Source organism: Actinomadura latina NBRC 106108, from assembly GCF_001552195.1.
GTDB classification, from domain to species: Bacteria; Actinomycetota; Actinomycetes; order Streptosporangiales; family Streptosporangiaceae; genus Spirillospora; species Spirillospora latina.
The window spans coordinates 18,334-38,973 of record NZ_BCQS01000049.1; the positions used below are offsets into that span (position 1 = coordinate 18,334).

Sequence of the window (20,640 nt, forward strand, 5' to 3'; positions counted from 1 at the left end):
GCGCGTGGCCGGGTCAGTGGTCCCGGGAGGTGACGAACAGGGCGATGTCGCGGAACTCGGCGGCCACGTGGTCCTCCATCCCGGACTCGCCGAGGTGGCGCTCGGCGGACGCGATGCGGCGGTCGGCCTCGGCGGCGGCCCAGTCCCGGCCGCCGGCGGCCTCGACGAGCCGCGCCATCTCGTGCAGGACGTCCTCGGACGGCTGGTCCGGCTTCCCGTACAGCTCGGCGAGGCGCTCGGAGTCCCGCGTCCCGGCGTTCAGCGCGTACACCACCGGCAGCGACTTCTTCCGCGCCCGCAGGTCGGACAGGACGGGCTTGCCGGTCGTGTCCGGGCTGCCCCAGATGCCGAGCAGGTCGTCCACCAGCTGGAACGCGAGGCCCATCTCGGCGCCGAACCCGGTCAGCCCGGTGACCAGCCGCGTCGGCCCCTCGCCGAGCATCGCGCCGATCGAGCTGGCGCAGGCCAGCAGCGCGCCCGTCTTGTCGGCGGCCATCGTGACGCACTCGTCCAGCGACACGCCGTCGCGCTGCTCGAACCCGAGGTCGGACGCCTGCCCGGAGATGAGCCGCTGGGTGGCGGCGGCCAGGGCGCGCGCCGCCCAGTGCGCGCCCCGCGTGTGCTCGTCGAGCAGCAGCTCCTCCGACAGCGCGAGCAGCGCGTCGCCGCCGAGGATGGCGGCGGACGGGCCGAACACCGTCCACGCGGCGGGACGGTGCCGGCGGGTCCGGTCGCCGTCCATGATGTCGTCGTGCAGCAGCGAGAACGCGTGCACGAACTCGACGGCGACCGCGCCGGGCAGCGCGGTCTCGCAGGGCGCCCCGGCGGCGCGGGCGGACAGCAGCGCCAGCGCCGGGCGCAGCGCCTTCCCGCCCGCCTCCGCCGGCCGCCCGTTCTCGTCGGTCCAGCCGAGGTGGTAGGCGACGACGCGGCGGGTCCACGGGTCGAGCCGCTCCGCGGCCGCGCGCATCGCCTGGTCGACGAGCGCGCGCCCGTCGGTGATCGAGGTGGGAATGGTGGTCATCGGCCGCTCACCTCGTCGGTCCGCACCTGCTGCAGGTGCCGCCGGACGAGGCGGGCGGCGGTGAGGCCGCTTCGCACGGCTCCCTCCATCGTGTCGGGCCAGCCCGTGTCCGTCCACGCGCCGGCGAGGAACAGCCACGGCAGCCGGGTCGCGGACGCGGGGCGCAGCGCGCCGCTGCCGGGGCTCTGGCGGAATGTCGCGTGCCGTTCCCGCGTCACGAAGAAGTCGGTGACGCGGGCGCGGCGGGCGGCCGGGAGCAGCCGCGCGAGTTCGGCGAGGTACACCTCGCGCAGTTCGGCGGTGGGCACGTCGATCCAGCGGTCGGCCGCCGAGACCGAGACCGCGAGGTACCGGCCGGCGCCCTGCAGGCCGCTCACGGCGGTCCGGTCGAACACCCACTGGACGGGCGAGCCGACCGCCGCGACGAACGGCTCGTCCAGCACGGGCCGGTCGTAGACGACATGGACGTTCACGATGGGGCTGGAGCCGAGGCCGCCCCACCTCGCCCGGTCCGGGGACGCCTCCTCGGGGACGAGCGACGAGGCCGCCCGGTGCGGCACCGCCACCACGACGGCGTCCGCGCCCACCGGGGAGCCGTTCACCACGAGCTTCGGCCCGGCGTCGATCGCCGTCACCTTCGCGCCCAGTTCGATCCGCCCGCCGCCGCGCCTGATCTTCGCGGCGGCGATGGTGCCGTGCAGGTCCCCGAGCGGGATCGTGGGCACCCCGACGTCGGCGGCGTCGGAGCGGCCGAGGAGCGCGGTCTGGCAGACCATCGCGGCGGGCCCGAGCGCGGCGTCGTCCAGCCGGATGTTGAGCGCGGCCGTGACGAACAGGTCCCAGAGCGCGTCGCGCGCCCGCGGCCGCTGGCCGTGGGCGGCGAGCCAGCCGCCCATGCCGACCCGGTCCAGCGCCGGGTCGCCGGTGTCGAGCCGGTCGAGCGCGAGCGACGCGCGGACGGCGCGCAGCCGGTCGGCGGGCGACAGCAGCCGGTAGCCGGCGAGCGCGGGCAGCAGGTGCAGCGGGCCCGGGGCCTTGGCGCGGCGCAGCCGCCCGCCGGCGCCGTCCGGGGTGAGGACGCGGACGTCGAAGCGGTCCTGGACGCGGACCCGGTCCGCCGCGCCCAGCCGGGCGAGCAGCCCCCGGTACGCCGAGCAGCACTTCAGGAAGATGTGCTGCCCGTTGTCGACGGTCAGCCCGTCGCGGGTGAAGGAGTGCGTGGCTCCGCCGAGCCGGGGGCGCGCCTCGTAGACCGTCGCGCGTATCCCGGTCTCCTGGAGCGCCAGTGCCGTCGTGACCCCGGCGAGGCCGCCGCCGACGATCGCGACCTCCCCGCTGCTCATCGCCGGACTCCCGACATGGCCATCGCCGAGACGGCGGCCTTCTCCCAGGCCGGCAGGGAGGTGCGGGTGCCGAGCGCGGTCAGCGGGTCGGCCTTGATGCGTTTCAGCAGGTGCCGGTAGATGCCGGCCATCGCCCCCGCGCACGCGGCGCTGCGCCGGTCCAGCATGGGCAGCAGTTCGAGCCCGGTCGCGTACCACTCCTCCGCCCGGTCCGCCTCGAACCGGATGAGGGCCGCCAGCCGCTCCGGGTCGTCGGCGGGGCGGCCGTCCTGGTCGCGTTCCAGCGTGCAGCCGAACCTGGCGAGGTCCTTGGCGGGCAGGTAGACGCGGCCGCTCAGCCCGTCCTCCCGGACGTCCCGCAGGATGTTCGTCATCTGCAGCGCGACGCCGAGCGCGTCCGCGCGGGGCACGGCCGTCTCCGGGTCGGACGTGCCGAACACGCCGAGCGAGAGCCGCCCGACCGTGCCGGCGACGCACCGGCAGTACCAGAGCAGGTCGTCGAACGTGTCGTAGGTCTGGCCGCGGACGTCGGCCTCGCAGCCGTCGATCAGCTCGCCGAACGCCTCCAGCGGGATCGGGTAGCGGTGCGCGGCGTCCGTCAGCGCGACGAGCACCGGGTCGGACGGGTGGGCGTCCGCGCCGGCCAGCCGCTCGCGCTCGTCGCCCAGCTTCGACAGCCGGGTCGCGGGCGGCGCGTCGTGGTCGTCGCCGATGTCGTCGATGCGCCGGGCGAACGCGTAGACGGCGCTCAGCGCGCGCCGCTTCGGCGCGGGAAGCAGCCGGATCCCGTACGAGAAGTTGCGCGCCTGCGAGCGCACGATGTTCTCGCAGTGCTGGTAGGCGCCGGGAGCGTCCATCCCCTCATCTCCTTCCCAGAGTCCGCGACCACTCGGCGAGCAGCCGCGCTTTCCTCGGCCGTAACGGGCTCCCCAGGACGTCGTAGGCGCCGCGGTCCAGGGCGGCGAGGGCGGCGAGTCCGCCCGCGACGTACCCGGCGACGGCGACGCGGGCGAACCCGCGGAGCAGGCCGGTGAGGGCGGCGCCCTCGTTCAGCAGCCCTCCCGCCCGCTTGGCCTGGAGGGCGACGACGCCGCGCAGCCGCGTGGGCGTGGCCGCCGCGGCCAGGTCGTCCTCGGTGCAGCCGAACCGCCGGAGGTCGTCGGCGGGCAGGTAGACGCGGCCGTTGCGGTGGTCCTCGCCGACGTCCTGGCAGTGCTCGATGATCTGCAGGGCGGTGCACACCTTGTCCGACAGCGCGAGCCGGCCGGGGGTGGCGGCGCCGAACACGTGCAGGACGATGTGCCCGACCGGGTCGGCGGAGTACGCGCAGTAGCCGAGCAGGTCGTCGAAGGTCGCGTACCGGGTGACCTCCTGGTCGCGGCGGTTGGCCTCCAGCAGCCGGCGGAACGGCTCCGCGGGGATCCGGCATGCGGCGATGGTGCGGGACAGGTCCCGCATGACGGGCAGTTCCGGCGCGGTGCTCGCGTAGACGCGGTCGAGGTCGCGTTCCACCAGGTCGAGCAATTCGGCGCGCTCGTCCGGTGGCGCCTCGTCACCGATGTCGTCCACGAGCCGGGCGTAGCCGTAGACGTTCAGCAGATGCGCGCGGTGGCGTGCGGGCAGGAGCCGGGTCGCGACCGGGAAGTTCTCCCGGGACTGCAGTTCGATCCGGGCGCGGCGTTCCTCGGACTCGTTCCACAAACGCTCGCTGACGGACATGGCGTTCCTTCGGGGCGGCGGCGGCGCGGGGCGTTCATCGATGCCCGGTATCCGGGCGAAGGCCCGGTAAACATGGCCCATCATGAGGCCCCTGTGACGTACGTCCCCGAACCGCCCCGAGAACCCTCCCGAATAGCCGTAATTTGTGGAGAGAGGCCGGAAGTGGTCAGCCGGGAATATGTGATCGCCGCACCCGCGGATCACCGCTGGTCAGCACTTTTTCCCGTTCCGTGATATTGGACTGGAGGCGAGTCTTGCGTCTAACCCCGAGGCTCATTTTCGCGAGACCCGGGTCTCATTCCCGGCGGCCGGCGCCGATGGTAAAAGTTCAGAAGGTGGCGAGCAGCCCGGCCAGGATCCGCGGCGTCCGCTCGGGCGGCGCGGCCTCGGTCACCAGCGTGTTGAAGACGTGCCAGTGCCGCTCGATCTCCGCGCGCCGCACCGGGTAGCGGGCGCGGCCGGCGCGCTCCAGGTACACCATGTCGGGCAGCCCCTGCTGCGGGAACCGGACGAGGGTGAGCGGCCCGTCCCCGGTGACCCTGCCGGAACTGCCGGACGGGGCGATCTGGACGGTGACGTTCGGCCGCCGGCACAGCTCGATGATGTGCCGGATCTGCCCGCGCATCGTCTCCGAGCCGCCGACCGGGCGCCACAGCGCCTGCTCGTCCAGCACGACCCACAGGTTGAGCGGGCGCGGCCGGCGGCGCAGCACGCGCTGGCGCCGCAGCCGGAACTCCACGCGCCGCTCGACCTCGGCCGCGGGGCTGCCGCGGCCGATCACCGCGCGGGCGTAGTCCTCGGTCTGCAGCAGGCCGGGCACGAACTGGGCCTCGAACGTGCGGACCAGCTTGGCGGCCTGCTCGGCGCTCAGGTAGGGGCGCACCCAGGACGGGACGATGTCGCCGTCGTCGTGCCACCAGGCGCGGGCGGTCGTCTGCTCGGCGAGGGCGAGCAGGGTGGTGCGCTCGTCGGCGTCGGCGCCGTAGCAGGCCAGCAGCCGGGCGATCTCGCGCGGCCTGCTCCCGGCGCGGCCCAGCTCCAGCCGGGTGATCTTGGATTCGGAGGCCTGCACGATCCGTCCGGCGTCCGGCCGGGAGAGCCCGGACCGCTCCCGCAGCTCGCGGAGCCGCCTGCCGAGCAGCATCCGGGGGACGAGCGGGTCCCCGTGCGGGCGTGCCGCCCGGGTACGCGCCGGTCGCGCGCCTGACTGCCTGCTGCCGGTGCTCGTGCTCGTGCTCGTGACGGAGGCCAAGGGGGCTCCTCGTCGGGGGGATCGGCCGGACGACCGTCCTCACTATAGCTTCACGCAACGCGGCCGGGAGGAAACGTTGCGCGACCTTGCCTCCGCGTCAGGGTTTCCGCGCCACCGCGCACAGGGTCGGAAGATCTTCGGCGTCGATCCCCTTCACCTCGGGCCGCCACGCACCACTCGTCACGAGGCCCGGTTCCTCCATCTCCAGCCCGTCGAAGTAGGCGCGGATGAACTCGGGGCTCCGCAGCCGGAACGGGATGGCGCCCGTCTCGTCGTAGGAGCGCTGGGCCGCGTTGAACGCCGCGTTCTGGTCGGTGGAGTCGTGCAGGATCAGGTAGCTCCCGGGCGCCAGCGGTTCCAGCAGCCCGCGCACGACGCCGAACGCCTCGGCGGGGTCGACGATGTGCCCCATGACCCCGATCAGCAGCAGCGCGACGGGTTGGGACAGGTCGAGGATCTCCGCCGCCCGCGCCATGATCGTCTTGGGGTCGTGCAGGTCGCAGTCGATGTAGGACGTCCGGCCCTCGGGGGTGCCCGTCAGCAGGGCGCGGGCGTGCGCGAGGACGAGCGGGTCGTTGTCGACGTAGACGACCCGCGCGTCGGGGGCGGCGCGCTGGGCCATCTCGTGGGTGTTGTCGACGGTCGGGAGCCCGGTCCCGCAGTCCATGAACTGCCGGATTCCGCGTTCGAGGGCGAGGAACCGGATCGCGCGGTCCATGAAGTAGCGGCCGGCGCGCGCGATGTCCACGATCCCGGGATAGAGCGCGACGTACTCGTCGCCCGCGAGCCGGTCGATCTCGTAGTTGTCGGTGCCGCCGAGCCAGTAGTTCCAGATGCGGGCCGACTGCGGAACATCAGTGTTGATCTTCGTCTCCGGCCGCTGGTCCGGGCCGCCGGTGGCATCCGTCATCGGTGGGACGCTCCTTCGGGGGATGGTACGGCTCCGTCTCTCCCGTACGTCTCCCGCAAACCTAGACCCGCCGCCCGGGAGCCGCCCGGAAACGCGGAATTCGGCTCCGGGCACATCGGCATTCAGGACATTGACGAAATACCGGCGCGCGAAACTCCAGAGGTTTTCGTGACGGCAGTGACCGGACACGCTCATGATCTTGGAATGGGCGTCAGGGCGGCCGAGCCGGCCCGTCTCCGGCCCGCGACAGGGGTCAGCCGCCGCCGCGCTGGACGGCGGCCCAGACCGCGATGGCGAGGGCCACGCGGTCCTCGAACCGGAGCGGGTCGCGGCCGGTGAGGGCCTCGATCCGGGCCAGCCGGTGGCGGAGCGTGTTCGGGTGCAGGAACAGGGCGCGCGACGTCGCGCCGACCGCGCCGCCCATGTCCAGGAACGTGCGGAGCGTCTCGGTCAGCCGGGTGCCGTGCGCGCCGTCGTACTCGTTCAGCGGGCGCGCGATCTGCTGGACGAACGGGGCCAGCTGGTCCTGGTCGAGCCGGCCGAGCAGCGCCTGGAAGGTGGCGAGGTCCGAGGCGTGCACGACCCCGCCGCCGAGGCGCGCGGAGTCCAGCGCGGCGAGGCTCTCGGCGAGCGACACCGGCAGGTGGTCGAGCGGGCCGGGGCTGCCGACGCCGGCGGGCTCGCTCCAGGCGTGCGCGTCGTTGGTGATGAGCAGCGCGGTGTCGCCGTCCACGCCGAGGACGCCCGGCAGCTCCTCCTCGACGCCGTCCATCGCGATCACGAGCAGGGCGGCCGGGTCGAGCCCGGCGTCGTCGATCCGCTCGCGGAGCGCCTCGGCGGACGCGACGCCCTGCTGGACCATGCGCAGCAGCCGCCCGGTCTCCTCCCGCTCGCGCCGCTCGTCGCGGGTGGACGCGAGCCGCTCGGCGAAGAACTCGGTGAAGCCGACGAACGGGACCTCGGCCGGCACCTCCAGCAGCGGCAGGCCGAGGCGTTCGCAGGCCTGGCACAGCTCCGCCGGCGCCTCGGCGGTCACGTCGCCGACCCCGTAGCCGATCGCGCTCGCCCGGCCCGCCTTCACCGACTCGGCGAACGCGGCGCAGGCGCCCGGGTCCCCCAGCGACGCGCCGACCGTCAGGACGATCTCGTGGCCGCGCAGGTGGGGGCCGGGATCGCGCAGCTCCGTCGAGTGCGCCCAGCGCAGCGGCCGGTCGAGGCCGTTCTCGCCGGCCACCAGGCGCAGCCGGAAGCGCTCCACCGCGAGGAGCTGCCGGACGGTGTGCTGCGGCGCCGCGGGATCGCTGGTCACAGCCTCAGCTTCTCACCCCGCCGCGGTGCTGGTCCGGGGCGTGACCGTGATTTGGGAGAACCGTACGGTGGAGAAGGCCACGACGATCCGGGCGTGGCGCGGTGCGTTCGGCCAAGAAGGCGCCCGGCCCCTTGCCACCTGGGGTTATGTCGGGTTTGCCTGGAACTTCGGAGCTATCTTCGGGGTGATCGGATGCGCGAGCGAGTCGCACTCGTCACCGGCGCGGCCGGTGGGATCGGCGCCGCGATGGTGCGCGAGCTCGGCGGGCGCGGCTGGACGACGGCGGGCCTGGACCTCGTCCCGGCGGCGGACGCCGATCACACGGTGGGCGTGGACGTGGCCGCCCCGGAGCAGGTGTGCGCGGCCGTCCGGCGGATCGAGCGCGAGCTGGGGCCGATCGAGGCGGCGGTGTGCGCGGCCGGGCACTACGCGATCGTCCCGGTGTCCGACATCGCCTGGCCGGACTGGCTGCGGATGCTGCGGGTGCATCTGGGCGGCCTGGTGAACGTGTGCCGGGCCGTGACGCCGGGAATGGTGGAGCGCGGCCGGGGCGCCGTGGTCGGGGTCTCGTCCGACCTGGCGATCGGCGGCGGGGACGGCGAGGCGCACTACTCGACGGCCAAGGGCGCGGTGATCGGGCTCGTCCGGTCCCTGGCCGCCGAGCTGGCGCCGTCCGGGGTGCGGGTGAACGCGGTGGCGCCCGGCCCGACCGACACGGCGCTGCTGCCGCCGGACTCGCCGTGGCGCAGGCCCGCCTTCCTGCAGACGCTGCCCACCGGGCGGCTCACGTCGGCGGAGGAGGTCGCGCTCGCCACCGCCTACCTGGTGGAGGAGGCGACGTTCTGCGCCGGGGAGATCCTCTCCCCCAACTCCGGGATGGTGGTCTGATGGCGATCGCGCTGGTCACCGGGGCGGGCGGCGGCCTCGGCACGGCGGTCTCCCGGCGGCTCGCCGCCGACGGCCACCGGGTCGCGCTCAACGACCGCCCGGACCGGGACCTGTCCGCGCTCGCCCGCGAGCTGGACGGGCTCGCCGCGCCCGCGGACGTCGCCGACCCCGACGCGGTGGCCGAGATGGTCGCGGGGATCGAGCAGCGGACGGGCGGGCAGGTCGCAATCCTCGTCGCCGGCGCCACCCGGCTGGCCGTCGCCCCGTTCGCCGAGCACGACCTGGACGACTGGTGGCGGGTCATCGACGTCGACCTCGGCGGGGCGTTCGCCTGCGCGCAGGCCGTCATGCCGGGGATGGTGGAGCGCGGCGGCGGCCGGATGGTGCTGATCGCGGCCGAGAGCGGGCTGATCGGCCGGGCCGGGGAGACGGCCTGCTCCGCGGCCAAGGCCGGGATCGTCACGCTCGCCAAGTCGCTCGGCCGGGAGCTGGCGCCGCTCGGCATCGCGGTGAACGCGATCGCGCCGAGCGTGATCGACACGCCGCGGCTGGCGGCGAAGGCGGAGGCGGCCGGGGTGCCGGCCGCGGAGTTCCGCGCCCGGGAGGCCGCGGCGGTGCCGCTCGGCCGCATCGCGTCGCCCGCCGAGATCGCGGCGGCGGTGGCGTTCCTGGCCGACGAGCGGATGCCGACGCTCGTCGGCCAGATCCTGAACACCAACGGCGGGACCACCAGGGCCCGCGCCTGACGGCGGCGCTCAGCCGGGAAGGGCCGCCACCGAGCGCTCCACGTCCGCTTCGAGGACGGCGAACAGGTGCAGCGGCAGTTCCATCAGCGATCGTTCCAGCATGTCGGGACGGCTCGCGGCCGACGCGATGGCGGCGCGGGCCTCGCCCTTGGTGAGCGTCCGGCCGGCGGCCCTCTGGAGCGCGATGAGCCCTTCCCGCCAGCCGTTGCCGAGCTTTCCGTGCGCCCGCGCGTACATGTGCCCGAGGACGCGCCCGGGACCGGACTGCTCGTCCGGCTCCGCCCTTTCCGCGAGGACGACGGCCTGGCCGGGACCGGGCGTGCCGCGGAGCCACCGGACGATCCGGTACTTGGGCCCGATGAGCCGGGCGAACTCCCGCTGCCCGCCCGCGTCCTTCAGGAAGAGCAGATCGTCGCCGCAGACGAGCCCGGCCCGGCGCGCGTTCGCGGCCAGCAGCGCCCGGACCGCCGACGCTCCGAAGCCCGGATATAGGTTGACCAGGACCGTGCCGTGGTCCTGCGGGCTCCGGGGCAGCGGAGCGTCCAGGAACGCGGGCAGCGCGACCCGCCGGCCCGGAGCCGCGGCGGGCCAGTCGCCGCCCACCAGCAGCGCCTTCTCCCCGGGGCCGGTGCCGAGTTCGAGGATGCGGGCGGCGGCCTCGCCGTCCAGGCCGCCGGCCGCCTCCACCGATTGGGCGCCGTGGGTGTACAGGGCCGTCCGAGGGTCGTCCGCGGCGGCGCGGGCGGCGGCGGCCGTCCGCCGGGTGGGGCGCAGCACGTACAGCGCCGCCGCGCCGCCGACCGCCTGCGCGCCCGCGTACCGGTTGAACGCCGGCAGCATCGCCTCGTAGGCGAGGTGCAGCGGGTTCAGCGCCTTCTGGACGGCGAGCCCGAGCGCCGGCTGCCGCTCGCCGTACCCGTAGGCGAGCAGGACCCGGCCGTTGCGGTGGTCACGCATCCCCTGCAGGCCGCGCGCCACGAACAACTGGACGCCCTCCGGCGTGTACGGCGGGTCCGTGAACACCAGGTCGCCGGACTCCCGCAGCGCGGCGGGCAGCCCCAGCCGCAGGTCGGCGAAGTGGCAGCGCACGTCCCAGCCGCGCCGCGCCGCCTCCGTGTCGATGAACCGCAGCAGCCGCTCGTCGACGTCCACGACGCTCGCCCGCAGGCCGGGGGCGCCCCCGGCGAGGAACAGGCCGAGCGAGGTCAGGTCGTGGTCGCCGACGAAGAGCGCGTGCGCACCGGTCAGGTCGAAGCCGTCGAGCATGAACCGCGCCCGCTTGACCACGGTCTCGGCCGTGGCGGGGACGTGGTCGAGCGCCCGCACCGGCGGCGGCGCCGCGGCGATCAGCTCGTCCATCGCGGTGAGGACGGCCGGGTCGCGGCGCGCGGACTCCGTCCACGGGTCCCGGACGCCGAACGGCTCCCGCGCGCCGAACACGCCGCTGTACGTCTCGGCGTGCTGCTTCGCGATGCGTTTCCCGTCGCCGGACGATTCGAGGTCCGGCTCCAGGGCCCGGAGAACCGCCTCGACCGTGCGCCGCGACGTCCCGGTGAGGGAGACGATGTCCTCGATCGAGCGGAACTCCCCGGCGGCGAGCAGCAGGCCGATCTGGTCGATGCGCCGGGCATCGATGCCGAATTCGGCCCGCAGCCCGCGGACGGCCTCCACCGGCGTTTCCTGCTGGGGCGGCTCGCCATGCGTCATTCGGTGGCCTGCTTCGCTCGGAGTGGACGGTTGCGGAACCGATCCTAGGCTCGCCGCCCGGACGCGCCGAGCCGCGCCAGGTGGGCGCTGATCTCGGGCGCGTCACCCGTGCAGGCGATGTAGCCGTCCGGACGGATCAGCGCCAGGGCAGATCGGAATGTGATGGCATGTTTATCGGCAATTTATTTTGTTCTGTTATGCTCGAATTATCGGCCGGTATGTTCCCTGTCGACGAAAGGGGAACAGGTCGATGGACGAGGGACGGCCCAGCATGACCGCGCTTTCCGCGGCGGCGGCACGGGCGGCTCATTTAACGGCGGACGGCACGCCGAAGGTCTTCGCGGACACGGTCGCGGCGCGGCTGCTCGGCGGCCTCGCGGACGAGATGATCGGGTATCACCGCACCCGGGGCGAGCACATCATCCTGGCCGGGACCAGGGCGGTCACCACGGTCCGGGCCCGGTACGCCGAGGAGCGGCTCGCCGAGCACGCGCAGTACGTGGTCCTCGGCGCGGGCCTCGACACTTACGGTTATCGCGGGGACCCGGAAATCAGCGTCTTCGAAATCGATCATCCGGCGACGCAGGAATGGAAAAAGGGCCTGCTCGCGGCGGCCGGCATCGACGTGCCCGCGCGGGTCGTCCTCGTCCCCGTCGATTTCGAGGCCGGCGAGCCGATCCGGCAACTCGCCGGCACCGCGTTCGACCCGGCGGAATCCGCGCTGGTGAGCTGGCTCGGCGTCAGCTTCTACCTCACCCGCGACGCCATCGCGAAGACCCTGGACGAGATCGGCCGGCTCGCGCCCGGAACAGAACTCGTGATGGACTACGCGCTGCCCGGCGGCCTCCGGGACGCCGAGGGCGACGCCTACGCGCAGATCGCCGCGCAGGTCGTCGGGGAGAACGCCGAGCCCTACCGGTCGCACTTCTCCCCGGACGAGATCAACGCGCTGCTGGAGGACCACGGGTTCGAGGTCGCCGAGAACGTGACGCTGGAGCGCGCCGTCCCGCCGCAGACGTGGGAGCGGACGGACGCGCTGCGCCCGTTCGACTACTTCCGCCTGGTCAGGGCCATCGTCACGGGATGACCGGCGATTTCGCCGATGTCCGGGGGCCGGCTGCGCGTTGAGAATGTGCGCGTCCCGGAGCCGGCCCCCGGCTCCGCCCCGTTCCGGGGAGCCGGCCCCCGGCTCCTCCCCCCGAACAGGAGCGAACCGACGTGCACCTCATCCCCCGCCGGGCGGCGAAAACGCTGCTCGCCACCGCCCTGACCGCGACCGCGCTCGCCGTCCCGCAGGCCGCGCAGGCGGCCGACAACCCCTACGAGCGCGGCCCCGCCCCGTCCGAGCGCAGCATCGAGGCGCTGCGCGGCCCGTTCTCGACGGCCGAGACCAGCGTGTCGTCGCTGAGCGTGTCCGGCTTCGGCGGCGGCACGATCTACTACCCGACCAGCACGGCCGAGGGGACGTTCGGCGCGGTCGCGGTGGCGCCCGGCTTCACCGCCGACCAGAGCAGCATGGCCTGGCTCGGGCCGCGGCTCGCCTCGCAGGGCTTCGTGATCTTCACGATCGACACCAACACCCGCCTCGACCAGCCCGACAGCCGCGCCCGGCAGCTGGAGGCCGCGCTCGACTACCTCACCCAGCGCAGCAGCGTGCGGAGCCGGATCGACACCTCCCGGCTCGGCGTGATGGGCCACTCGATGGGCGGCGGCGGCACGCTGGAGGCCGCCGAGGACCGCCCGCAGCTGCAGGCCGCGATCCCGCTGACCCCCTGGGACCTGCAGAAGAACTTCTCCGACGTGCGCGTCCCCACCATGATCATCGGCGCGCAGGCGGACACGATCGCGCCCGTCGCCTCGCACTCCCAGCCGTTCTACACGAGCATCCCGGCGTCGTCGGAGAAGGCGTACCTGGAGCTCGCGGGCGCCAGCCACTTCGCGCCGAACATCGCCAACACGACGATCGCGAAGTACAGCATCTCCTGGCTCAAGCGGTACATCGACAACGACACCCGCTATGACCAGTTCCTGTGCCCCGGCCCGAGCCGGGACCTGAACATCTCCGAGTACCGGGACACCTGCCCGAACTCGTAGTCCCCCTCAACGACAGTCCCCCTCAACGACAGTCCTCTTCATCGACCGGGCCGCCCGCCGCCACTGCGCGCGGGCGGCCCTTCGATGCCGTCCTCCGCCCCGTGCAGCCGCAGCGCGCTGAGCGCCAGCGCCAGCTCGACGAGGTCGCCGGGGCGGGTCAGCGTCCGGCCGGTGAGCTGCTCGATCTTGCGGAGCCGGTTGAGGACGGTGTTGCGGTGGCAGAACAGCCGGTCCGCCGCGCGGGCCGCGGAGCCGTCGCACTCCAGCCAGGTCTCCAGCGTGGTCAGCAGGACGTCGCGGAACCCGGGGTCCACATCGCCGAGGCCGCCGAGCGCGACATGCCCGAGCCGTCCGGCGAGCCGCGGCTGGGACAGCACGAGCGCGTCGGGCAGCCGCCGGTCGAGCCGGGCGATCTGGTTGCCGGGGCCGCGGCACGTCCGCAGCGCGAGCTCGGCGAACCAGCGGGCGCCGCCCAGCTCGGCGAGCGACCCGACGACCGGGCTGACGCCGGCGTGCGAGCGCGCGTAGGGGCGGACGGCGGCGACGAGATCGTCCAGTTCGGCGCCGCCGAGCGCGACGAGCGCCACCTGGGCGTCGGTGCGCAGCCGCCAGATGAACCGCATGCCGCCGGTGTCGGCGGGACGCCGGTCCACACCGTCCCCGAACCCGCATTCGGCGCCCAGCATGACGACGGCGTACCGTCCCGTCGCGGGCAGGCCGAGGACGGACGTGGCGGTCGCGAGGAGGCCGCCGTCGGCGCCCTGGCCGTCCAGCAGCGCGTCCACGATCGCCTGGACGCGCTCCTCGCTGCGGCGCGCCAGCGCCAGCTCGGTGCGGTGGTAGGCGGCCGCGGCGGCGCCGGACTGCTCGTCGATCGTGTCCCAGGTGCGGGTCGCCTGCCGGATCAGCGCCGGGATGTTCTCCGGATCGTGTTGCCCGACGACCTCGACGACCGCCTCCCAGAACACCCGCCCGGACAGCCGGTAGGAGCGCAGCAGCTGGTCGAGCGGCTGCCCCTGGTGCGCCCGGCGCTGCCCGAGGCGGCGCGCCCAGTCCAGGTCGGCGCGGCCCCGGCCCGGGTCGAGGATCGTCTTGAAGCCGTGCCCGAGCCCGGTGTGGCACATCTCCCACACGTCGTGCCGGAACGCGTCGTCGCGGTCGCCGCGGTCACCGGACAGGATCTCGGCGGTGAGCCGGTCGGCGAGGTCGGGCAGCCGGTCCGACAGCCGCAGCACCGCCTTGCGCATGATCGTCCGGTCGGCGTCCACCTGGCCGGCCAGGCCGGGCCGTCCTCCCGCCATCGAGGGCACCTCCAGCACAACACGGGGGCCTCATCGTGCCATCGCGCGCGCGTACGGGCCATCGCGGGGCGGTCAGACTGTGCCCGCTCACAATCGGGGCCGGTCCGGATTGCGCCACGGCCACGCGACGGAAACCCGCTCTGGACCGGCGGCGGGTGCTCGTGTTGACCTATGAACCCCTTCGCTTTTGAGACCCTGTCCAATAGAGGAGCCGCCTTCGGTCCCCCGGCCGAGGCCGACTTCCGTTGAGGAGGGACCGGCATGACCCACCCCCTGCACGGACGCGAACGCGAGATCCAGACGATCGAGGCGCTGCTCGACCGGGCCCGCGGCGGGCACGGCGGCGCCCTGGCCGTCGCCGGGGACGCCGGCATCGGCCGGACGGCGCTGCTGGAGGCGACCGTCCGCGCGGCCGGGCCCGCCTTCCGGACGATCGGGACCACGGGCGTCCCCGGGGAGACCGCCGTCCCGTACGCGGGGCTGCACCGGCTGCTGCGGCCGCTCGCCGCGGAGACCGCGCGGCTGCCGCCCGCGCACCGCGGCGCGCTCGGCACGATCATGGACGGAACGCCGAACGCCACGCCGTTCGTCCTGTACACGGCGGTGTGCGAACTGCTGAGCCTGGCCGCGGCGTCCGGGCCCCTGTTGTGCTGGGCGGACGACGTGCAGTGGCTCGACCGGGGCTCGCTGGACGTGCTGGCGTTCGCGGCGCGCCGCGTCGACGACGAGCCGGTCGCCGTCCTGTTCGCCATCCGCGACGACCGGGGGGACGCGGGCGGCGGCAGCGGCGGCGGCACCGACGGGCTCGCGGGCATCCCGCGGCTGCGGCTCGCGCCGCTCGACGAGGACGCGAGCCGCCGCGTCTTACAGGACGCGCTGAGCACCGGCTCCGCAGGCGTGACCCTGGACGGCACCGGCGGCGGCGACCTCGCCGAGGAGATCGCGGAACTCGCGTGCGGGCGGCCCCTCGCGATCCGGGAACTGGCCGCCGCGCTGACGTCCGCGCAGCTGTCCGGCGCCGCCCGGCCGCCCCGCGCGCTCCCCGCGGGCAGCGCCCTGCGCGCCCGGTACCGCCGCCGCTACCTCGACCTTCCCGCCGGCGCGCGGCGGCTCGTGCTCATGGCGGTCGCCGAGGAGTGGATCGGCGCCGCGACCATGGCGCGGGCCACCCGGCTGGACGGCGCGGACCCCGCCGACCTCGACGCGGCCCGCGAGTCGGGCCTGCTGCGGTTCGAGGGCGACGGCGTCGCGGTCCGCGACCGGCTCGTCCGGTCCTCGCTGTGGGCGGACGCGTCCCGGGAGGAGCGGCAGGACGCGCACGCGCTGCTCGCCGCGGTCCTCGTCCAGGAATGGCAGCGGCCCCGCCGGCTCTGGCACGGCGCGGCCGTCGCCGGGGAGCCCGACGACCGGCTCGCCGCCGAACTGGCGGACGCGGCCGGCCGGTCCCAGCGCGCCGGCCGGTACGCCGACTCGTGGCGGCTCTGGCAGCGCGCCGCGACGCTCACCGTCGAGCACGGCGTCCGCGCCGACCGGTTCCTGTCCGCCGCCGGGGACGCCTGGGCGAGCGGGCGGTCCCGGCGGGCCCGCGCCATGCTCCGGCAGGTCCGGCCGTCCGCCTGCGACGGGACGCGCGGCGCGCGCGCCGCCCTGCTCCGCGGCGAGATCGAGGTCGCGGCGGGCTGCCCGGCGACGGCGGTGCCGGTGCTGCGGGACGCCGCCGAGCGGCTCGCCGGGTCCGACGCGGAGGCGGCCCTCGCCGCGCTGATGTGGGCGGCCGAGGCCGCCGACGCGTCCGGCGACGCGCACGCCTACCTGGAGATCGCCGACCGCGCGGCGTCCCTGCCGGGCCCCGGGGACTCGCGCGGCGAGTTGATGCTCGCCTATCTCGGCGGCATGGCGGCCACGGTCCGCGGCCGGTACCGGGAGGCGGCCGAGCGGCTCGCCACCGCCGCCCGGCTCGGCGCGGACATCGCCGACCCGGCCGCGCGGGTGTGGGCGGCGCTCGCCGCGTTCGGGCTCGGCGACGGGCCGCGCACCCGGCTCCTCGCCGCCGAGGCCGTCGCGTCCGCGCGGCGGGCCGGCAACGCGCCCGTCGAGTCGTACGCGCTGCTCGTCGCCGGGCGGTGCGAGGCGCTCCTCGGGCATCCGCCGGCGCCCATCGCCGCCTGCCACAACGGGCTGCGCCTCGCGCGCGCCACCCGGCTGCACGGCCACGCCGCCGAGCAGCTCGCCACGCTCGCGCTGACCGCCGCGTTCAACGGCGACGCGGACGGGGCGAACGCGCACCTGGCCCCGCTCACCGGCACCGCCGACCGGCGCGGCCTCACCCGCGTCGCCGCGTTCGGGTCGTGGGCGCCCGCGTGCCTGGACCTGGCCGCGGACCGTCCCGCCGACGCCGCCGCGCGGCTGCGGCTGCCGGGCGGCGCCGGGCTCGCCCACCTGCCGGCGCGGCTGTTCGCCGTCCCGCACCTGGTCGAGGCGCTGGTGCGCACCGGCGACCCGGAGCGGGCGGCCCGCGCCTACGAGCACTTCCGCCGCTGGACGGACGGGATCGGCCCGTCCCCCGGGCGGGACGCGCTCAGCCGGCGCTGCCGCGCCCTGCTCGCCGAGTGCGAGGACGAGGCGGCGGAGCACTTCACCGAGGCCTTGCGGCTGCACGAGGCCGCCGGCGCCGTGTTCGACCTCGCCCGCACGGAACTGCTGTTCGGGCACCGGCTGCGGCGCGGCCGCCGCCCCCGCGCCGCCCGCGGCCACCTGCGCGCCGCGCTGCGGATCTTCGAGCGCTACGGCGCCGCCCCGTGGACCGCGCAGGCCGGCGCGGAACTGCGCGCCGCCGGCGAGACCGTCACGCCCCTGCCCGCCGCGCCGCCCGCCCCCGAGCGGGGGTCGGGGACGGGCGGTGCGCGGGGTCCGGGGGCGCCGGCCCGGGCGGCGGGCGGGGCGGGCGGGTTCGGGAAGCTGACCGCCCAGCAGGCGCACATCGCCCGGATGGCCGCCGAGGGGGCCACCAACCGGGAGATCGCGGCGCGGCTGCTGCTCAGCCCGCGGACGATCGACCATCACCTCCGCAACGTCTTCACCCGGCTCGGGATCCGGTCGCGTGTGGAGCTGGCCCGGCTCATCCGCTGAGCCGCGGCTGCGCGGGGTCAGACCTCCTCGTACTCCTCCTCGCGCTCCTTGGTGTTCTTGGAGGGCGTCGTCTTGGTGCTCTTGGAGTTCTTGGCCGCCGTACCGGACGACTTGGAGTTCTCCGTCTTGTCGGACTTCTCCTCGTCCTCCATGGCCTCCTCGTGCGTCCGGACGACCTCGCTGTCGCGGATCTCGCCGCGCCAGCCCTCGATCTCGTCGGCGCGCGTGAGCGACTGCGTCATCACGTAGCGGCGGAAGTGCTTGAGTTCGAGGCGGGCCCGGCGGCCCTGCGCGCGCCAGAGGTTGCCGGTCTTCTCCATGAAGCCCTGCGGGTGGTATTCGAGGACGGCCAGGACGCGGGTCAGGTTCGGGGACAGCTCATGGAAGCTGACCGTGCCGTCCACGTGCCCCTTCGGCCCCTTCGAGCGCCACACGACGTGGTCGTCGGGGACCTGCTCGACGATCGTCGACTCCCACGTCCGCGCGGACCAGAAGATCTTCGCCTTCCAGTTCAGCTTGGTCTCGTCGGCCTGGTCGACGCTGATGACCTTCTTCATGAAGGACGGGTAGTCCTGGAACTGCGTCCACTGGTCGTAGACGAGGCGGCGCGGCGCACCCACGTCGATGTGCTCGACGATGTTGGTGACCTTCACCTTCTTGCCGCCGCCGCCCTTGCCGCCCTTCTTGTCGTCCTTGTCCTTGCCGCCGGGGAGGGCGCCGCCGACGGAGTCCTTGAGCTTGCCGAACACGCCCTGGCCGTTGCCCTTCTCGTCCTTGCCCTCGTCCTTGTTCTCGTTCTTGCTCTCGTTCTTGCCCTCGTTCTTGCTCTTGTCCTGCTCCTTCGACTCGGCCTTCGCCGGCGCCTTGGCCTTCTCGTCGGTGTCGGGCGACGAGTCCTGCTCGCCGCCGCGCCCGCTGAGGGCCCGGCCGGCCGCGACGGCCGCGCCGGCGCCGAGGAGGACGCCGCCCGCGGTGCCGACGGCCTTCCCGCCCGGCAGGCCCTTGGGGAGGTTCTTCGAGAGGCGGCCCAGGTCCGGGATGCGCTTGCGGCGCCCGCCCGGGAGGTGCTTCGTGATCTGTCCGATGGGCGCCCGGCCCATCAGGCTTCCGCGTGCCATGGTGTATCTACCTCACTTGGGGGTTGTGACGATCTCGCCGTCGCGGATCTCGCCTCGCCAGCCCTCGACCTCGTCGGGGCGGGTGAGCGCCTGTGTCATCACGTGACGGCGAAAATGCTTGAGTTCGAGGCGCGCCCGGCGGCCCTGCGCGCGCCAGAGATTGCCGGTCCGCTCGAAAAGGCCGACGGGGTGGTACTCCAGGACGAGCAGGACGCGGGTCAGGTCCGGGGTCAGCTCGTGGAAGCTGACGGCCCCGTCCGCGTGGCCCTTCGGCCCCTTGGAGCGCCACACGATGTGCTCGTCGGGGACCTGCTCGGTGATCGTCGACTCCCACGTCCGGCTGGACCAGAAGATCTTGGCCTTCCAGTTCAGCTTCTCCTCGGACGCCTGGTCGACGCTGACGACCTTCTTCATGAAGGCCGGGTAGTCCTGGAACCGCGTCCACTGGTCGTAGACGAGGCGGCGCGGCGCGCCCACGTCGATCTGTTCGACGATGTTGGTCGTTTTCCCCCTTCGTCCGCGCCCGAAGATGCGGGCGAGGGTCTCCTTCAGCGCCGTCCAGCCGAAGCTCAGCAGCGCGCGGACCGGGGACTTGCCGTCCCGCAGCGCCTTGATCCCGGCCAGCGCGGCCTTGCCCAGCGGACCCGCCTGCTCGGCCTTCGCGACGAGACGCCGGGTCTCGCGCTCCAGCCGCCGCTCGACGCGGTGCAGGACGCCGCGGCCGAGCCGCCTGGCCGACAGGGCCGCGACGACCCCGCCGGCGCCCGCGGCGGCGCCGAGCGCCGCGCCGGTGGCGGTGCCGCTCCGGAATTTCATGTCCTGTCCACCTCGTCGTCCATTCGGGTACGGCGCCGGGTTACCCGGTCAAGACGGGGCAAAACAGGCCGCAGGCCGACGGGAAGCCATCGGGACGGCTTGCGGGCCGGGGTCTAGAGCCGCGCCGTCTCCTGCGCGTCCACGAGGAAGAACCGCACCCGTTCCGCAGCGTCCGGCACGACCAGGGCCAGCGCGTCCATCAGGTCGTCGGCGGAAGAGGCCGAGATGAGCACGCGCCGCCCGGCACGCCAGGTACCGTCCTCTCGCGTGACCGACCACTCCGGAAAGATCTGCCGCAGGAACAGCAGCAAGATTCCGTCGTTCACGCGGGCACCGGCTCGATCTCGGCCCAGACGACTTTCCCGCCCTCGCTCAGCGGCCGGGTCCCCCACCGCCGGACGAGCGCCTCCATGAGCATCAGCCCACGCCCGCTCTCGGCGGCGTCGTCGGCGGGCCGAACCACCGGCACCGCCTCGGACCGATCCCACGCCTCCACGACCGCGCACCCGTCGTCCCTCCGAAAAGCGCGCACGACGACCACGTCGCCATCCCGGGACCCGTGCACGACCGCGTTGGCGGCCAGCTCGCTGATCACCGTCCGAGCGACGCAGTCTTCAAGTCCCCACCCCCCGAAGACCAGCCCGACGAACTCCCGAGCCTCCCTGACGGCCGCCAGGTCCGCCTTGATCACCATCACCGCCGGCTCACCCATCCGATCCTCCGCGCGTCGTGCCGTGACTTAACGCAAAGGGTCGACCACATGGCGTAATATAGGGAGCAAAGCGCGACAGCGCAGCGAGACCACTTGCACCCACTTGCAAGTGCTTCCGAAAGGTGGACGCTCGCATGCCGTCCCGAAAGCCCACGCGGCAGACCATAGCCTTCGGCATCGCACTGGCCGGCCTGCGCGAAGATGCCGGACTTTCCCGACTCGAACTGGCAAAACGGATACCGGTCACCCGCAGCTACATCGGCCAGGTGGAGACAGGAACCACCCGCTGCACAAAAGAGTTCGCGGCCGAACTCGATAAGGCCCTCGAATCCGGAACCGAAATGCAGGACGCCTGGGACGACATCCTCAAGTCCACCCGGTACCCGCCATGGTTCGCCGACTACCCCCTGGCCGAGGGCACCGCGTCCTTACTCCGCGCCTTCGAGACGATGTTCGTCTACGGCCTCTTCCAGACCCCGGCCTACGTCCGCGCCCTCCTCCAGGACGAGAACGCGATCGAAGCACGACTCCGCCGCCAGGAGGTCCTGCAGCGCGAGAACCCGCCGATGCTC

Annotated in this window: 19 protein-coding genes; 6 read left to right on the plus strand and 13 right to left on the minus strand. The window is 74.1% G+C overall.

Annotation, left to right across the window (positions count from 1 at the left end; all coding sequences use genetic code 11):
• Positions 1–13: 13 nt before the first annotated feature.
• The 7 genes from AL2_RS35325 to AL2_RS35355 all read right to left on the minus strand — a co-directional run bounded on the left by AL2_RS35325 (position 14) and on the right by AL2_RS35355 (position 7,557).
• On the minus strand, positions 14–1,024 hold the full coding sequence (locus AL2_RS35325; protein WP_067641586.1) for a polyprenyl synthetase family protein: 1,011 nt from the start codon (positions 1,022–1,024) through the stop codon (positions 14–16).
• Entirely contained in the window at positions 1,021–2,367 is a 1,347-nt protein-coding gene (gene hpnE / locus AL2_RS35330; protein WP_067641588.1) for a hydroxysqualene dehydroxylase HpnE, read from the minus strand. The genes AL2_RS35325 and hpnE overlap by 4 nt, the downstream gene beginning before the upstream one ends.
• Positions 2,364–3,224, minus strand: coding sequence for a presqualene diphosphate synthase HpnD (gene hpnD, locus AL2_RS35335; protein WP_067641591.1), 861 nt, complete (start codon positions 3,222–3,224; stop codon positions 2,364–2,366). The genes hpnE and hpnD overlap by 4 nt, the downstream gene beginning before the upstream one ends.
• A gap of 4 nt (positions 3,225–3,228) precedes the next feature.
• Entirely contained in the window at positions 3,229–4,086 is an 858-nt protein-coding gene (gene hpnC, locus AL2_RS35340) for a squalene synthase HpnC (RefSeq protein ID WP_067641593.1), read from the minus strand.
• A 328-nt stretch (positions 4,087–4,414) separates the two neighbouring features.
• Positions 4,415–5,338, minus strand: a complete 924-nt coding sequence (locus AL2_RS35345; RefSeq protein ID WP_245667131.1) for a helix-turn-helix domain-containing protein — start codon at positions 5,336–5,338, stop codon at positions 4,415–4,417.
• A gap of 97 nt (positions 5,339–5,435) precedes the next feature.
• Positions 5,436–6,248, minus strand: coding sequence for an SAM-dependent methyltransferase (locus AL2_RS35350; RefSeq protein ID WP_067641597.1), 813 nt, complete (start codon positions 6,246–6,248; stop codon positions 5,436–5,438).
• 253 nt (positions 6,249–6,501) lie between these two features.
• Positions 6,502–7,557, minus strand: a complete 1,056-nt coding sequence (locus tag AL2_RS35355) for a PucR family transcriptional regulator (protein WP_067641599.1) — start codon at positions 7,555–7,557, stop codon at positions 6,502–6,504.
• A 192-nt stretch (positions 7,558–7,749) separates the two neighbouring features.
• On the opposite strand from AL2_RS35355, the gene AL2_RS35360 reads away from it, so the two are divergent.
• On the plus strand, positions 7,750–8,445 hold the full coding sequence (locus AL2_RS35360; protein ID WP_067641601.1) for an SDR family NAD(P)-dependent oxidoreductase: 696 nt from the start codon (positions 7,750–7,752) through the stop codon (positions 8,443–8,445).
• A complete protein-coding gene (locus AL2_RS35365) occupies positions 8,445–9,191 on the plus strand; it encodes an SDR family NAD(P)-dependent oxidoreductase (RefSeq protein ID WP_067641604.1) in 747 nt (248 codons plus the stop codon). The genes AL2_RS35360 and AL2_RS35365 overlap by 1 nt, the downstream gene beginning before the upstream one ends.
• A gap of 9 nt (positions 9,192–9,200) precedes the next feature.
• Here the strand turns inward: AL2_RS35365 and AL2_RS35370 are convergent, their stop codons facing one another.
• The gene (locus AL2_RS35370; protein WP_067641605.1) at positions 9,201–10,898 is read right to left on the minus strand and encodes a bis-aminopropyl spermidine synthase family protein; all 1,698 of its coding nucleotides are present in this window, start codon (positions 10,896–10,898) and stop codon (positions 9,201–9,203) included.
• 271 nt (positions 10,899–11,169) lie between these two features.
• On the opposite strand from AL2_RS35370, the gene AL2_RS35375 reads away from it, so the two are divergent.
• Both AL2_RS35375 and bdeA read left to right on the plus strand, forming a co-directional pair.
• On the plus strand, positions 11,170–11,985 hold the full coding sequence (locus tag AL2_RS35375) for a class I SAM-dependent methyltransferase (RefSeq protein ID WP_067641615.1): 816 nt from the start codon (positions 11,170–11,172) through the stop codon (positions 11,983–11,985).
• A gap of 140 nt (positions 11,986–12,125) precedes the next feature.
• Positions 12,126–12,992 carry a bis(hydroxyethyl) terephthalate hydrolase gene (bdeA, locus tag AL2_RS35380; protein ID WP_218003750.1) on the plus strand — a complete coding sequence of 289 codons (867 nt, stop codon included), beginning with the start codon at positions 12,126–12,128 and terminating at the stop codon, positions 12,990–12,992.
• A gap of 38 nt (positions 12,993–13,030) precedes the next feature.
• Here the strand turns inward: bdeA and AL2_RS35385 are convergent, their stop codons facing one another.
• The gene (locus AL2_RS35385; RefSeq protein WP_083947241.1) at positions 13,031–14,293 is read right to left on the minus strand and encodes a PucR family transcriptional regulator; all 1,263 of its coding nucleotides are present in this window, start codon (positions 14,291–14,293) and stop codon (positions 13,031–13,033) included.
• A gap of 261 nt (positions 14,294–14,554) precedes the next feature.
• Between AL2_RS35385 and AL2_RS35390 the strand changes: the two genes are divergently transcribed.
• Positions 14,555–17,422: a helix-turn-helix transcriptional regulator gene (locus AL2_RS35390; protein ID WP_083947242.1), complete on the plus strand. Its 2,868-nt coding sequence runs from the start codon at positions 14,555–14,557 to the stop codon at positions 17,420–17,422.
• A 17-nt stretch (positions 17,423–17,439) separates the two neighbouring features.
• On the opposite strand, the gene AL2_RS35395 is transcribed toward AL2_RS35390, so the two are convergent.
• From AL2_RS35395 to AL2_RS35410, 4 genes are all read right to left on the minus strand, one after another.
• Positions 17,440–18,540 carry an SRPBCC family protein gene (locus AL2_RS35395; protein ID WP_067641608.1) on the minus strand — a complete coding sequence of 367 codons (1,101 nt, stop codon included), beginning with the start codon at positions 18,538–18,540 and terminating at the stop codon, positions 17,440–17,442.
• Between the two features lie 12 nt (positions 18,541–18,552).
• A complete protein-coding gene (locus tag AL2_RS37040) occupies positions 18,553–19,356 on the minus strand; it encodes an SRPBCC family protein (RefSeq protein WP_083947243.1) in 804 nt (267 codons plus the stop codon).
• A gap of 113 nt (positions 19,357–19,469) precedes the next feature.
• Positions 19,470–19,682, minus strand: a complete 213-nt coding sequence (locus AL2_RS35405) for a hypothetical protein (RefSeq protein ID WP_067641610.1) — start codon at positions 19,680–19,682, stop codon at positions 19,470–19,472.
• On the minus strand, positions 19,679–20,068 hold the full coding sequence (locus tag AL2_RS35410) for an ATP-binding protein (protein WP_067641613.1): 390 nt from the start codon (positions 20,066–20,068) through the stop codon (positions 19,679–19,681). The genes AL2_RS35405 and AL2_RS35410 overlap by 4 nt, the downstream gene beginning before the upstream one ends.
• Positions 20,069–20,202: 134 nt before the next feature.
• Here AL2_RS35410 and AL2_RS37045 point away from each other — a divergent pair.
• Positions 20,203–20,640: helix-turn-helix domain-containing protein (locus AL2_RS37045; RefSeq protein ID WP_157438573.1), on the plus strand; the 438-nt coding region annotated here is incomplete at its 3' end.